Source organism: Limnohabitans sp. MMS-10A-192 (assembly GCF_003063335.1).
Lineage (GTDB): Bacteria > Pseudomonadota > Gammaproteobacteria > Burkholderiales > Burkholderiaceae_C > Limnohabitans_A.
The window spans coordinates 142,472-156,305 of record NZ_NERX01000008.1; the positions used below are offsets into that span (position 1 = coordinate 142,472).

The 13,834-nt window shown below is 57.7% G+C and carries 12 protein-coding genes and 2 pseudogenes; 8 read left to right on the forward strand and 6 right to left on the reverse strand.

The annotated features are described in order from the left end of the window. Positions 1-2: 2 nt before the first annotated feature. On the forward strand, positions 3-830 hold the full coding sequence (locus B9Z43_RS15150; RefSeq protein ID WP_108326792.1) for a hypothetical protein: 828 nt from the start codon (positions 3-5) through the stop codon (positions 828-830). A gap of 58 nt (positions 831-888) precedes the next feature. On the opposite strand, the gene B9Z43_RS15155 is transcribed toward B9Z43_RS15150, so the two are convergent. Together B9Z43_RS15155 and gshB are read right to left on the reverse strand one after the other, a co-directional pair. Next, positions 889-2,220, reverse strand: coding sequence for a carbohydrate porin (locus B9Z43_RS15155; RefSeq protein WP_108326793.1), 1,332 nt, complete (start codon positions 2,218-2,220; stop codon positions 889-891). Between the two features lie 82 nt (positions 2,221-2,302). Further along, the gene (gene gshB / locus B9Z43_RS15160) at positions 2,303-3,250 is read right to left on the reverse strand and encodes a glutathione synthase (RefSeq protein ID WP_108326794.1); all 948 of its coding nucleotides are present in this window, start codon (positions 3,248-3,250) and stop codon (positions 2,303-2,305) included. A 194-nt stretch (positions 3,251-3,444) separates the two neighbouring features. Between gshB and B9Z43_RS15165 the strand changes: the two genes are divergently transcribed. Beyond that, on the forward strand, positions 3,445-4,446 hold the full coding sequence (locus tag B9Z43_RS15165) for an MBL fold metallo-hydrolase (RefSeq protein WP_108326795.1): 1,002 nt from the start codon (positions 3,445-3,447) through the stop codon (positions 4,444-4,446). Between the two features lie 266 nt (positions 4,447-4,712). Here B9Z43_RS15165 and B9Z43_RS15170 read toward each other — a convergent pair whose 3' ends face one another. Next, a complete protein-coding gene (locus tag B9Z43_RS15170) occupies positions 4,713-5,564 on the reverse strand; it encodes a DUF6279 family lipoprotein (protein ID WP_108326796.1) in 852 nt (283 codons plus the stop codon). Between the two features lie 173 nt (positions 5,565-5,737). On the opposite strand from B9Z43_RS15170, the gene glmU reads away from it, so the two are divergent. From glmU to B9Z43_RS17575, 4 genes and pseudogenes are all read left to right on the forward strand, one after another. After that, positions 5,738-7,147 (forward strand): bifunctional UDP-N-acetylglucosamine diphosphorylase/glucosamine-1-phosphate N-acetyltransferase GlmU, encoded by a 1,410-nt coding sequence (gene glmU, locus B9Z43_RS15175; protein WP_369910386.1) that lies wholly within the window; start codon positions 5,738-5,740, stop codon positions 7,145-7,147. A gap of 34 nt (positions 7,148-7,181) precedes the next feature. After that, the gene (locus tag B9Z43_RS17085) at positions 7,182-7,340 is read left to right on the forward strand and encodes a hypothetical protein (protein ID WP_233250103.1); all 159 of its coding nucleotides are present in this window, start codon (positions 7,182-7,184) and stop codon (positions 7,338-7,340) included. A 9-nt stretch (positions 7,341-7,349) separates the two neighbouring features. Then, positions 7,350-8,042, forward strand: a pseudogene (locus tag B9Z43_RS17570) (MBL fold metallo-hydrolase); the annotation flags it as partial. Positions 8,043-8,046: 4 nt separating this feature from the next. Next, positions 8,047-8,474, forward strand: a pseudogene (locus B9Z43_RS17575) (rhodanese-like domain-containing protein). A 1-nt stretch (position 8,475) separates the two neighbouring features. Here B9Z43_RS17575 and coq7 read toward each other — a convergent pair. Further along, complete coding sequence (gene coq7 / locus B9Z43_RS15185; RefSeq protein ID WP_108326799.1) at positions 8,476-9,102, reverse strand: 2-polyprenyl-3-methyl-6-methoxy-1,4-benzoquinone monooxygenase; 627 nt, start codon at positions 9,100-9,102, stop codon at positions 8,476-8,478. A gap of 357 nt (positions 9,103-9,459) precedes the next feature. Here coq7 and B9Z43_RS15190 point away from each other — a divergent pair, with 357 nt between their 5' ends. Next, entirely contained in the window at positions 9,460-10,551 is a 1,092-nt protein-coding gene (locus B9Z43_RS15190; RefSeq protein WP_108326800.1) for a porin, read from the forward strand. A gap of 464 nt (positions 10,552-11,015) precedes the next feature. Then, positions 11,016-11,963 carry a hypothetical protein gene (locus tag B9Z43_RS15195; protein WP_146183938.1) on the forward strand — a complete coding sequence of 316 codons (948 nt, stop codon included), beginning with the start codon at positions 11,016-11,018 and terminating at the stop codon, positions 11,961-11,963. Positions 11,964-12,055: 92 nt separating this feature from the next. On the opposite strand, the gene B9Z43_RS15200 is transcribed toward B9Z43_RS15195, so the two are convergent. Continuing rightward, positions 12,056-12,628: a site-specific integrase gene (locus tag B9Z43_RS15200; RefSeq protein ID WP_108326802.1), complete on the reverse strand. Its 573-nt coding sequence runs from the start codon at positions 12,626-12,628 to the stop codon at positions 12,056-12,058. Positions 12,629-13,092: 464 nt separating this feature from the next. After that, positions 13,093-13,635, reverse strand: coding sequence for a hypothetical protein (locus B9Z43_RS17090; RefSeq protein WP_146183939.1), 543 nt, complete (start codon positions 13,633-13,635; stop codon positions 13,093-13,095). Positions 13,636-13,834 lie beyond the last annotated feature (199 nt).

The following is a 13,834-nucleotide window of genomic DNA, read 5'->3' on the forward strand; positions in this document are numbered from 1 at the left end:
AGATGAAAAACACAATCAAACTGTCCATGAAGTTCAGCGCTTTGGCTTTGCTCTCGGTCTTGACCGCGTGCGGAGGTGGGGGTGGCGGATCAACCCCCGCACCGGCGCCAACTGCCGTTCTGGCACCCGGCATCTGGAACAAAACAGACAACAGCACGTCCACCACCAAGTTCATTGGTGTGGTCACCACTGCTGGTAGCGGCGGTGATGTCTGGGGCTGGACCTACAACACAGCGGCAGGCACTTCGAAGATGTTCACTGGGGCTGTTGCGGCATCTGGTGAGAACTTTGTGACCAGCCAGGGTACCGAGCTGTCGTATTCGTCGGCGGGGTGGGCGGCAGCAACAACTGGCAAGTCCTTGACTTTGCCCAAGTCTGCAACGTCGGGTCAGCAAGTGTTTGATTTCGGCACCACTTACACCACGGCACTGGATACGTTGTGGAGCACCACGGCACAGCTCAACAGCGTGACGGACTGGAACACCACATGGACCTTGGCTGAAATCATCCCCAATCCGGTGGACAGCAATACGACCCTGACGGTTTCTTATGCATGGGCAGTCTCATCAACAGGTGTGTTGTCAGGAACTAAGACCGTGCAAGGTCAAAGTCCCTGCACCATCAAGTCCGGGAGTGCTGTGACAGCGCGTGAAAAGGCGGTGGTCAATGTGAACGTGACCTACGTTTGCGGCAGTGACGAGACGGCATACAGCGGTATCAGTTTCCCACTGGAAGCGACGCCTCAAGGCACCGTGACAAAACGTGCTGTGTGGATGAAACGCACAGGAACCAACGAATTCGTGACCCAGGTATTTGTGCGCCCATCCTGATCCTCAGGACAGCACGATGAAAAAATCCCTCTTCGGAGGGATTTTTTATGGTCATTCATCAAAACTGCGCATGCATCCGTAACGCGTACACATGCACCGGCCCGCGCAGTGCGTTGTAGGCGGGGTTCTGGATGTACTGGTAGTCGGCGGTCAGCCAGGTGTGGCGGTTGATGCCCCAGCTGTAGAAAGTCTCCAGCCCGCGCTCGGGTTTGTATTGCAGCTGGCCATCGCCAATGAAATACGACATGCCACCGGCCGCCAGGTAGTTGCGGCGATCGGGAGACAAACGGTTTTCCATGAAAGCCAGGCCCACGCTGTCTTGTCCGCGCTGCCAGGCGGCGCCGTTGACGCGCACACCCGCTGACAGAGAAGCATCGATCTCGGTGAAGGCATAGGTCTCTGTGCGGCCATCGGCTTTCATGGCGCGCAAGAACACACCCACCTGGTCGCTCAAGGCTTGCTCCAGGTTCACACCCAGACCGTATTTGATTTTTTCGCCCTGACGCACATTGAAAAACGCTTGCGGGTTGCTGCCGGGGTTGGCCAGCAAGTAGGCGGTCGCATCCTTGAAGCTGGCCGTCACCGCACGGTTGCGCCAGGCCAGCACACGAAGCTTGCCCGGCTGGTTCATCAGCGTGTGGGCATGCTCCACCTCGACCTGGTCGCCGTAGTGGCGCAGCAAGTCGGTGTCGACCTGCAACTCGTTGGGCTTCTTGGGGCCCGTCATGCGCGCTGCGCGAAACACCCAGTCGCCTTGGTACCACTCGCCGGCCACGCCCCAGCCAAAACCACGCGCATCGGCCGCGTAGTCAAAAGCGCCATACGTCCAGTGGCTCCAGTTCATGAACTGGGTGCGCGGGTCCTTGGCGTAAGCGTTGTCGTCAAACACGTCCAGTGTCGAGAAGTTGCCCGCCGTCATCACGAAGCGGTTCTTGTCGACCAGCTGCGCCATCTGGTTGAAGTCGGAGGCGATCTGCTCCTTGTCGCCGCCCTGGTTCCAGGTCTTGCGCCAAAACAGGCGTTGCAAATAGGGCTTGGGCGTGGTGCCCCCAGCGCGGGTGATTTCGCCGTTGGTGTAGCTGCCCAAGCCCACCAAATTGCCCGTGAAGGGCACGCCCGAGGCCAGCTCGACGTTGGCATAAACCTCAGCGCCCGACTCCAAGCGCAGGCCCCAATGGCCGGTCAGGGAGAAGGTGTACATCTTCTCGCGCTGCGCGCTCAGGCTGTTGGCCGATGTGCTGCCGCTGCTGCCAAAGCTGGGGTGCTGCTGCCAGTTGTAGGTGCTCTGGTAGCGGGCCGAGGTGTTTTCTGTTTCTTGTGCCCACGCACAAAGGCCCAAGCCCAGCAGGCCCAAGCCCAGTACAAAGCGGTTCATTGGAAAAGAATGCATGGGTATTCAAAAAATCGGTCAACCACCCGATCCTAGCGCGTGTGCATGAAGGCCCGATGACGGGACGCGCTCATGCCGCCGCTCAAGCCGCCAGGGCTTGCTCAATGGCATCCACAAACAGCGCCGCCACATCGCAGCCCATCTGGTCGGTGATTTCCTGAAAGCAGGTGGGGCTGGTCACGTTGATCTCGGTCAGGCTCTCGCCAATGATGTCCAGGCCCACCAGCATCAGGCCACGGGCCATCAGGATCGGCCCCAGCGCTTCGGCAATTTCGCGGTCGCGTGCCGAAATCGGCTGGGCCACGCCCTTGCCGCCAGCGGCCAGGTTGCCACGCACCTCGCCGCCTTGCGGAATGCGGGCCAGGCAAAAGGGCACCGGCTTGCCGCCGATCAGCAGCACCCGCTTGTCGCCTTGCGCAATGCCGGGCAAAAACTTTTGAACCATCACGGTTTGTGCGCCGTCACGGTTGAGCGTCTCGATGATCGCGCCCAGGTTCAGGCCATCGGCCCCCACCTTGAAGATGCCCATGCCGCCCATGCCGTCCAGGGGCTTCAAGATGATGTCGCCATGCGTGGCATGGAACTCGCGGATGTCCGCCTCGTTGCGCGTCACCAGCGTGGGCGCGATGAACTGGGGGAACTCCAAAATGGCCAGCTTTTCAGGGTGGTTGCGCAGCGCCACCGGGCTGTTGAAGACCTTGGCCCCTTCGCGCTCGGCCTGGCTCAGCAGGTGGGTGGCGTAGAAGTATTCGCTGTCAAACGGCGGGTCCTTGCGCATGATCACCGCGCCAAAATCCTTCAATGCCGCACGTTGTTTGCCGGTCTCGACAAACCAGGCATCGGCATCGCCCGTCAGCCGAACCTCGCGCACCAGGGCCGAGACCGCCTCGCCGCGTTGCCAGCGCACATCGGTCATCTCGCACGCCACCACCTGATGTCCGCGCTTTTGCGCCTCGCGCATCATGGCAAAGGTCGTGTCCTTGTAGATCTTGAACGATTCGAGGGGGTCGGCAACGAAGAGGATTTTCATGAAAGCATTGTAGGAGCTGAACCGGTTGCCTTGGGCAGGTCTGCGACCACGGCCCCGAGGAGTGAAGAGCTTCAAACGCCGCTGTGTTGGAGTACACACTCTTTGAGCCCCTGGCGAGCAATATGCAATTTACCAATACGTAACGCATTTCGTTTAGGTAAAATTCGGTCCATTCACAGACCGGAGAACTTTCCATGTCCAAAGCACCCACCAAGGCCTTCGCCAGCCAAGCCGACTTGGCCGAGAAAAAAATCACTTTCGAGCAACTCAGCCCGCACTGCTGGGCCTACACCGCCGAAGGTGACCCCAATTCTGGCGTGATCATTGGCGACCGTTTCATCATGGTCAGCGACGCCACCGCTACCCCGGCCATGGCGCAAGACCTGATCAAGAAAATCCGCACCGTCAGCGACCTGCCCATCAAATACGTGCTGCTGACCCACTACCACGCGGTGCGTGTGTTGGGCGCATACGCCTACGCCGCCGAAGGCGCGACCGAAATCATCGCCAGCGAAGGCACATTGGACCTGATCAAAGAGCGTGGCGCGCAAGACATGAAAAGCGAGATGGAGCGTTTCCCGCGCCTGTTCCGTGGCGCCGACAGCATCCCGGGCCTGACCTGGCCCACCATGGTGGTCGGTGGCGGCAACCCCACCAAGGGCGAAGTGCCCGGTAAGCTCAGCATCAACCTGGGCGGCGTGGTGGTGCAAATCTGGCATCCAGGCCCTGGCCACACCCGCGGCGACACGATTGCCTGGGTGGAAGAAGAGAAGGTGCTGTTCTCAGGCGACTTGGTCGAATACGAAGCCGGTGTGTACACCGGTGACGCCCAGCTCGAAGAGTGGCCCGCCACGCTCGAAGCCCTGCGCGCCCTGAAAGCCGAATTCATCGTGCCCGGCCGCGGCGAAGCCATGAAGGGCAACGCCAACGTCAACAAGGCCTTGGATTACACCCAGCGCTGGGTCACCACTTTGTTCCAGGCGGGCAAAGAAGCCGTGGCCGGCAAGATGGACTTGAAAGCCGCCATGGCCCACACCCGCAAGAGCATGGACCCGGTGTTCGGCCATGTGTTCATTTACGAGCATTGCCTGCCGTTTGACGTGACCCGCGCCTACGACGAAGCCAGCGGCATCAAGAACCCCCGCATCTGGACGGCAGAGCGCGACATGGAAATGTGGAAAGCGCTGCAAAGCTGATCGCGCGCCAAGCACTGGGCTGTCACTAAGGTAAGCAGCTGTCCTTCAGATGAACAGCTGTCACCCAGAAGAACAGTTGTCATCCAGATAAACAGTCGTCATCCAGATAAACAGTTGTCATCCCGGACTTGATCCGGGATCCATCTCCGCACCAACATGGACCCCGGATCAAGTCCGGGGTGACAAGGTCGTTGGCGGGGTGACAAAGTCGTTTGCGTGATGACAAGGTCATTGGCGGAATGGCGATTGACCGGGTATTGCGAACATCAAGGCCTGATCAAATCCCGCAAATCCTGCTCATAAGCGCGTAACCTGCGGGCTGCGCGCAGGCGTTGCTCGGGGGTGGTGCTGTTGTGCAGCTGGGCCAGGTTCTCGCAGGCTTGCGACCGCAGCTTCTGGATCACCCCGCGGCCATAGGCGTCCGGTGGGTCCATCCAGCGCTGCCATACCCCCCACAAATCGGCCTCTACCTGGGGCAAGGCCGATGGGCTGCTTTGTGAGGCTTTTTGCAAAGCGGACAACAAATCTTGGTGCCGCCTGAGCCGGTCACGCCGTCCCCAGTCGGGTGTCCAAGCCGACTGCTGCAACTGCGCCCGCACCATCGCGGTTTGCGTTGAGGTCAAAGGCCCATAAAAATCGCTGTACCGATCCACGGCCTTGCTCACGCGGCGCTCCAGCCGCTCGCTGGCGCTGCCTTGCACCCACTCTTTTTCCCAGTCCTGGTTCTTGCTGGCCCAGTGCAGGCCCAAGTGGCTCAGCTGCTCTGGCCCCATAGTCATGGCCACCGGCGCCGCCAAATTCACGGCCTTGCGCATCGTGCGGTCCAGCGCTTTGTCCACCTCGCTCACCACGTTGCACACCTGCTGGGGCTGCAAGGGCTCGGCACTTTGCACGGCCAAACGTTTGAACACATCGGCATACAGCGGCAGCTCTTCGGCGCGGTGCCAGCGGTGCAGCTGGGCCAGTGCTTCCTTGGCCGGCGGGGTTTGCGCATCGCTGAACGACACCGAGCTGTCCAACCACCAAAAAGACAAGGTGGGCAGCTGCTGGTAGCCCAGCTTGATGGCGCTGCAGCCTTGCAAGCACAGCACAGTCAGCAAAAAAACGCAACGCAACATGGAGACTCCTGAAGACCTGCAAGCGTGAGCGCTTCGGCATGGGCATCCATTGTCAGTCCAAATGTGTGGCCTTGGCTGGGGTGAGGGTGAGCGCGCGCACAGACCGCAGAACCTGTCCTGCGACTGGCGATAATTGACGCATTCCGCGAACAGACAGACTGAGAAAGATGGACATGACCCGAGTTGATTCCAAGCCCGTAGACGTTGTTGTGATGGCCGCCGGCAAAGGCACCCGCATGAAAAGCCGTGTGCCCAAGGTCTTGCAGCGCCTGGCTGGCGTGCCCTTGGTGCAGCACGTGCTGAATACCGCTGCGCAGCTGCAGGCTCGTTCCGCGGTGGTCATCACCGGCCACGGTGCGGACCAGGTCGAGCCCTTGCTGCTGGCGCCGGGCCAAGTGTTGGCGGTGCAATGCGTGCGCCAAGAACCCCAGCTGGGCACCGGCCATGCCGTGCAGCAAGCCTTGCCCGCGCTGGCCGATGACGGCATCGTGGTCATCCTCTCGGGCGACGTGCCCCTGACCCAGGCCGACACCTTGCAGGCCCTGATCGCGCAATGTGGCGGCGACAAGCTGGCCCTGCTCACCATCGACTTTGCCGACCCGACCGGCTACGGCCGCATCGTGCGGGATGGCCCAAAAGTGCAAGCCATCGTCGAGCAAAAAGACGCCAGCGAAGCGCAGCGCCAAATCAATGAGGTCTACAGCGGCATCATGGCCGTGCCTGCTCGCCAGCTCAAAGCCTGGCTGGCCCGACTGGACAACAAGAATGCCCAAGGCGAGTACTACCTGACCGATGTGGTCAAGTTCGCTGTGGCCGATGGCGTGTCCGTGGTGGCGCACAAAATCACCGATGCCCTGCAAGTGGCCGGCATCAACAGCCCCGTGCAACTGGCCGAGCTGGAGCGAGCCCACCAACTGCGCGAGGCCCACCATCTGATGGAGCAAGGCGTGCGCCTCAAAGACCCCGGCCGCTTTGACCTGCGCGGCCAGCTTGACTGCGCGCAAGACGTCGAGATCGACGTCAACTGTGTGTTCGAAGGACGCGTGAGTCTGGGCGAAGGCGTGAAGATCGGCGCCAACTGCGTGATCGCCAACTGCCGCATCGAAGCCGGCGCCGTGATCCACCCCTTCACCCACATCGATGGCGAAAAGCTTGGCGTGTCAGTGGGTGAGGGCGCCTTGATCGGCCCCTTTGCCCGCCTGCGCCCCGGCGCGCAGCTGGGGGCCGAAGTCCACATCGGCAACTTTGTGGAAGTGAAAAATTCAACGATGGCCCAAGGCGCCAAAGCCAACCACCTGGCCTATTTGGGCGACGCCACCGTTGGCGAGCGCGTCAACTACGGCGCGGGCAGCATCACCGCCAACTACGACGGGGCCAACAAACACCGCACCGTGATCGAGGCTGACGTGCACATCGGCAGCAACTGCGTCCTGGTGGCCCCCGTGACCATTGGTGCAGGCGGCACCGTGGGCGGTGGCTCCACCATCACCAAGAGCACCGAGCCCGGCGCTTTGAGCGTGGCGCGTGGCAAGCAAGTGAGCATCGCCAATTGGGCGCGGCCTGCCAAAAAGCCCAAAGCTTGACGTATCCTGCCAGGACCTTAGACCGGAACCCTCCATGAGTCGCATCACTGATCCCGAGAAGAAAATCTCCCAGCAAATGGTTGCAGCTCACAAGGCGCTCGACAAGTCCTTCTTCTCAATGGTGGGCTGCATGATCGAGCAAGGCGACCAGTCTGTCGGCCATGTGGCCGAGATGCTGAACAAATTTGCCTGAGGAGTTGTTGTGAACCCCATCCAGTTGTTTGATCCCGCTTCGTCCACCTACACCTACGTGTTGTTCGATGAAGCCAGTCGCGACGCCTTGATCATTGACCCGGTGGCCGAGCAATTGCAGCGCGACCTGGACGTCTTGCGCGAATACGGCCTGACCTTGCGCTGGGCCATCGAAACCCACGCCCATGCAGACCATGTGACCAGCGCCGGTTTGCTGGTCGAGCATGCGGGTGCCCGCTCAGCCGCACCGGAAGGCTGCGACATCGGCACCGCAGCCGTGCAACTGCAAGGCGGCCAAGTGCTGACCTTTGGTGCGCAAAGCGTGTTGGCGTTGCACACCCCGGGGCACACCGCTGGCAGCATGTGTTTTGTCTGGCAACACGGGTCAAACCGCCATGTGTTCACGGGCGATACCTTGCTGATCAACGGCTGCGGCCGCACGGACTTTCAGTCCGGCAGCCCCGAAGCCCTGTACCAAAGCCTGACCCAAGTGCTGTTTGCCTTGCCCGACGACACGACCGTGTGGCCTGGCCATGACTACCAAGGCCGCACGCACAGCAGCATCGGTGCTGAAAAGCAAAACAACGCCCGCGTTGCGGGCAAATCATTGGCTGAATTTGTGAGCGTCATGAACAACCTGAACCTGCCCAAACCCAAACGCATTGACGAAGCCGTGCCCGCCAACCGGGTGTCCGGCCTGCGCCACGATGCCGGTGGCGATGCCCACATGACGGTACGCCCCGCCCAAGGCTATGCCGGTGACGTGAGCCCCCAACTGGCCTGGGCCTGGGTGCAAGCGGGCGAGGCCGAATTGGTGGACGTGCGCACCGACGCCGAGCGTGCTTGGGTGGGCTTTGTGCCCGACGCGCATGCGCTGGCCTGGAAGCAATGGCCCGGCATGGCGATGAACCCCGAATTTGACGCGAGTATCCAGGCCTTGGGCGCTGGCGGTAAAAAACTGGTGTTGCTGTGCCGCAGCGGTGTGCGCTCCATTGCCGCGGCGCAACGCGCCACCGAGCTGGGCGTGCAGGCCTACAACATCCTCGAAGGCTTCGAGGGCGACCCCGATGCCAACGCCCACCGCGGCTTGACGGGCGGCTGGCGCGTGCGTGGCCTGCCCTGGCGGCAAAGTTGATTTAAACCCGGTGCGCCACCGACGTCATCACCTTGGCGGCGGTCTGCATCAAGGCTTTGACGGCACCAGGCAACTCCACGGCGCCTGCCTTTTGTGCCATTTGGGCGTGGGCGATTTCATCGGCTTTCATTTGCGCCACGATCGCCCTTGAGGCGCTGTCTGCGGCAGGCAGCTTGTCCATGTGGCTTTGCAGGTGCGCTTCCACCTGGCGCTCAGTCTCCACCACAAAGCCCAGGCTCACCCGGTCGCCGCCCAGCTTGCCTGCGGCATAGCCGATGGCAAAGGCCCCTGCATACCAAAGTGGGTTGAGCAGCGAAGGGCGGTCGTTCAGCTCTTGCAAACGCTGTGCAGTCCAAGCCAGGTGATCGGTCTCTTCGCGGCTGGCCTCGGCCAGCTTGGCGCGCAAAGTGCGGTCATTGGACGCCAGCGCCTGACCGGTGTACAGCGCTTGAGCACACACCTCGCCCACATGGTTCACCCGCATCAGCGCACCGGCTTCGCGGCGTTCGGGGTCGGTCATCACCAATTCGGCCGTGGCCGCTTGGGGCGTGGGGCGGCTGGCGCGGGGTTCGGCCCACAGGGTGCGCAAGGCGCTGTCGGCGGCAAGAATCAAGGCATTGAGGCTCATGGGCCGAGTTTACTCATGACAAACCCGAATACGACACCTCCAAAATCATTCAAAGCATCAAACGGATATCCAAAAACCGCTGAAATTCACATCGCCTGTTGCATTCAATACGCGTTCGAAGTTGTTGTATTGATTGGGAAATTTTTCGAAAAATTGCCATAAATACAGGGTTGACCCTGATGTTTGTTGCATCCGTGCAACGGAAAGGCCTTTTCTTATTCAAAAGTCTTGGAAAAGCCCATTTGCTCTGGTGCAATAGCCACAACCTTCTTGATTGGGGGTTGGCTCAGAAGTGCGTTTGGTGTCATACATCGGCTAAATCCTCTGGACCCTTGTTTAACCTTGGAGAAACTTGCAATGAAAAAAACTCTGATCGCTCTGGCTGCTTTGGCCGCCACCGGTGCTTTCGCTCAATCTTCCGTTCAAATCGACGGCGTGATGGACGCTGGCTTCTTGTCGGCTGATTACAAAGGTACTCGTGTTAGCGGTATCGCCAACAACGGTTCTTCGACCAGCCAAATCAACTTCCGCGGTACGGAAGACCTGGGCGGCGGCTTGAAAGCCACTTTCCGCGTGGAAACCGACTGGAACACCGTGTCCAACAACGGCAACACTGGCGCCAAGAAAGCTGACGGCACTGTCGCTGCTGCTTCCACATTCGGCAACGGCGAAATTCGCGTTGGCTTGGCTGGTGGTTTCGGTTCTATCGACGCTGGCGTTGTGAACTACAACACGCTTGGCTCTTTCCTGACTGGCCAGCCTTTCAGCACAGGCATCGGTTCCGGCTTCCGCGCCACTGCAGTGAACGATGCACAAACTGTTTCTAACGTTCGCTCTGACAACTCCGTCAAGTATGTTTCGCCTAACTTCTCTGGCTTCACTGTGTCTTTGTACAATGCCAACAAGCAAACAAAGAGCGGTACAGCTGCTGCAACTGACACGAACTTCAGCACCACTTTCGGCGCTTATGACATGCAAGGCACCAAGGAAGTTGGCGTCAACTATGCTAACGGTCCTATCGCAGCTTCCTTCAGCAACCTGAAGCAAGACTACACCGGTACTGGTACTGGTGTTGGCGCAACTGAGTCCACTGTGAACACCCTGGGTGCTAACTACACAATGGGCGCAGTGAAATTGTTCGTGTTGAACCAGACTAACAAGACCAACACAAACAGCGTTAACAACAAGTACACCACCGTTTCTGCCGCCTACACAATGGGTGCAACAACCGTGATGGCACAAGCCGGTACTTTGAAGAACGTTCTTGGTCAGAAGTCTGACTTGGTCGCATTGGGTGCTGACTACGCTCTGAGCAAGCGCACTGCTGTTTACGCCCGTTATGAGTCTATCGACGACAAAGCTGGCGTTGCAGCTATCACTGGCTACACAGCTGTGAACGGCGAAACAACTCGCACACGTACCGCCATCGGCGTGCGTCACGCTTTCTGATCTAACGCTGGCGCAAGCCAGTTGAAGATTTAAAAGTCAAAAACCCACTGTGGCAACACGGTGGGTTTTTTTACGCCTGTGCGTCGAGCCTCGAACAGCACAAAGCGCAGGCACTGTGTTGTCGTTTTAAGCGACAGCTCAAGTGCAGCTTGCCGTAACGCTGCTGCAGCTGGTCATTTCTTAAAGAAAGCAGCGTTCGGCATCGAACACTTAGATGAAAAGCTGTGGATAACTTGTTAGCGATCGGTGTGCAACTTGCTCAGTAGTCGGCCAGATCACGGTGCCAGCAACACAAGCCCTGCAAGCGGCGGTCAGATCATCAAGCTATCCTCAAGCCCGGTCGTTTTTGTGGCTGGCGTGTAGGGCTGCTTTGAGTGGGGTTTGATGCACAAAAAATGCCTAACTTGCCACCTGTTGTCGGTGCAGAATGGAGACATACGCAAAGTATTACTTAAAGTAATGGTTTGCAAACAGTCGAAAGCACAGCAATGCCACCTGCCAAAAAAACGACCAAACAGACCGTTGCCAAGCCTCGTGCAAGCAAGGCAGCAAAAGGCCAGCCGATCACCGCTGCAACTTCATCATCTGTTGTCATCGCAACGACCAGCACGAGCGTTGTTTCGGCCAATGTCATTGTGGCTAAGGGCTTCGAGGAAGAGCGCAATGATGAGATGACGCCACTCATCAATAAGGCGGCGAAGATTGCAAAAAACTTTGCCAACATCACGGCAAAGGTAGCTGCATTTGAGACCGAGATGCTCTACAAATATCTTGGCCAAACTTATGAGCTGTTCGAAGAGATCAAGCAGCACAAGTACCGAGATACATACTTTGATCATCTTCGTCATTACTTGAAAAAAAAGGGCATCAAGACCAACAAGAATACAAGCGATATCAGCTTGTTGATCAGGCTGATCTTTGTGGTCAAACCGAAGACCGCTCACCTGTACAGTCGTGCGATCGAAGCGGCGCAAGAAGCCAAGATCAAGCCAGCAGCATTCATTGCGTATGTGGAAAAAGAAGGTGGTCTTGAGAAGCTGCGGATCTCTCAAATCGAACAAGACAAGGCCAAGCTGTACCGTGAAGCGCTGAAGTCTGGCACTGAGTTGGCGTGGCGGTATTTGAAGGCAATGGAACTGCAGCCACTTGGCACAGCGCACATTCCTCGCGGCAAAGTTTTGCAAACAGCACCAAACGGCTATGTCATCACGGTCAGCACTGCGTTTGCTGTTCCACGCAATCCCTCAAACTTAGCCGAACTGCGGATGCTGACTTGCTTGCCAACAGACAAAGACACGGAGGATTTTGTGATCAATGCAATCGCCAAAAACTTTGCAAAAAATCTTGAGGCCGCACTAAAGATGGTCGAAAGGCTGGAAGGCAAGGACACGGAAGCGCTTGAGGACGAGTGACCATCCTAAGTCTCATTTTGAGAGTTGGTGCGGCAGTTTAGTTCGGTCTGCCACCCTGCATCCCGCAAAGTATTACTTAAAGTAATGGTTGATCAAACGAGCTCCACAGCCTGACGTTTCATCTCGTCATTCACATCAATGTAGCGTTGGGTTGTGGCAATGCTGCGGTGTCCTGCAAGTGATGCCAACAGCCGCACACTAACGCCACGATTTGCCAATGTGGTGATGAAGGTGCGACGACCGGAATGGCTGGATGCACCTTCAATCCCCGCACGCTTGTAGAGATAGTGGAAGTGCTGTGTCATCGTGTTGGCCGAAAAGCCTTTGCGTGGCGTGTGCTGTGTGCAAAACAGTGCTTGATCGGCGGCATACCAATTCTTGCTGGTCACATAGGCTTGCAGTTCTGCCTGCAAGCGAGCATTGATATAGACAGTGCGTGCGTGTGCGTGTTTGACCCGGGCAGCAGCCAAGAAGATTTCAGCTTTCACCGTGCCATCAGCGTTGCGCACATCGGCAATGGTCAAGCCAGCAACTTCGCCAACCCTCAATCCCGCCCACACAGTCAGCAGCAGCGCCACTCGATTGCGCATAGCGTTGGGTTTGCTGTCGATGTAGGTCAGCACTTGTTCAAGTTCTGCGGGGGTGAGTGTTTTAGCTTGTGGCATTTCGGTGTTCCAAATAATTTGCGTGCTTTAAGTGTGTGATCTTTTGCGGGGTTTGAGCAACCGAAAACACAAGAACTCACTTCTTGATGCAATGATGTTCAAGATCAACTGGTTGCAGCAGAACGAAAAGAGACTGTGTGTTCTCTTTGGTCCTGTATTTATGCAAATTCGTGTGGCGTGTGTGCCACTTGCTTGGCGTGATTGAACAGCAAGCCCTACAAGCTGCGATCAGGCCGATCAACTACCCAGCACGCAATCAAGTTCTGATCGTGCGCTGTAGGGCTGATTTGAGGTGTGTGCTTTGCTGTGTGCAGCCCAGACCTTCATAGCTGCTGTCAAAAAATAAGTGCGCAGTTTTTGCGGGATGTGGAGATCCCTGGCCTTGGTGGTTGCAGCACACGGCCACAAAAAAGCCCCAAACTGCGATGTTTGCAGGTGGGGCTTTTTGCTTGATCAGCAGTGCATCAATACACGGATAAGTCTGCGTTTGTCGCTAACAGCGTGGGTGCCTTTTTGCCATACACAGAACGGCAAACCTTGGCTGTCAGTGTCCAACCCTCAGTCAATCCAATACCCTTGTCATCAACCAACAACTTGAGCTTGTTTGTGCTGGGGTCGAGACTGGCAAAGCCATCAACCAATGTCTTGGCCTTGGTGGCGCAGTCATAGCGATGAATCCAGCTGAACAGTGCATCTGATAGTTCGCTCTCGCCAACAATGTCCAGTGTCTCCATCTGACCGTCCGTGCGTGCTGTGTGCTGCCAACGCTCAAGCGTGTAAAAGTCCAACAGGTATTTGACGGATGGATTGAGCACATCGGCTGATGCGTTAAATACAGCTGAGTGATAAAGGCCCTTTGCGTAAGTGGTACCGAACTTGGCGTTCTCGTATAGACGCACTGCGATTTCTGGTTGTTTCTGCATTTTTGTTTTTCCTTTTAAGTTGCAGTGAGTGGCTGGTGCAGTTGCGTTGTGTTGCAGGAAGGCCATAAAGGCGTTGCTGGTCACTCGGTTGCTGGTGTTGCTTGGTTGCTATTGAGAGCTGCTCATTTGTCCCCAATGCAGCAACTTCGCCACTTGCAACTACTTCTACATAGCCACCAATGCAACTCACTTCGCCACTCGCAAATATTTATCACTCACCAAATAAAAGGCGGCTAAAACTGGCTATTTTTTTGGGGTCTGCAGATCGCGGCGCAGATCGATA

Coding starts and splice junctions, on each gene's coding strand:
- B9Z43_RS15150 (WP_108326792.1), top strand. CDS start 3: ATGAAAAACACAATCAAACTGTCCATGAAGTTCAGCGCTTTGGCTTTG.
- B9Z43_RS15155 (WP_108326793.1), bottom strand. CDS start 2,220: ATGCATTCTTTTCCAATGAACCGCTTTGTACTGGGCTTGGGCCTGCTG.
- gshB (WP_108326794.1), bottom strand. CDS start 3,250: ATGAAAATCCTCTTCGTTGCCGACCCCCTCGAATCGTTCAAGATCTAC.
- B9Z43_RS15165 (WP_108326795.1), top strand. CDS start 3,445: ATGTCCAAAGCACCCACCAAGGCCTTCGCCAGCCAAGCCGACTTGGCC.
- B9Z43_RS15170 (WP_108326796.1), bottom strand. CDS start 5,564: ATGTTGCGTTGCGTTTTTTTGCTGACTGTGCTGTGCTTGCAAGGCTGC.
- glmU (WP_369910386.1), top strand. CDS start 5,738: ATGACCCGAGTTGATTCCAAGCCCGTAGACGTTGTTGTGATGGCCGCC.
- B9Z43_RS17085 (WP_233250103.1), top strand. CDS start 7,182: ATGAGTCGCATCACTGATCCCGAGAAGAAAATCTCCCAGCAAATGGTT.
- coq7 (WP_108326799.1), bottom strand. CDS start 9,102: ATGAGCCTCAATGCCTTGATTCTTGCCGCCGACAGCGCCTTGCGCACC.
- B9Z43_RS15190 (WP_108326800.1), top strand. CDS start 9,460: ATGAAAAAAACTCTGATCGCTCTGGCTGCTTTGGCCGCCACCGGTGCT.
- B9Z43_RS15200 (WP_108326802.1), bottom strand. CDS start 12,628: ATGCCACAAGCTAAAACACTCACCCCCGCAGAACTTGAACAAGTGCTG.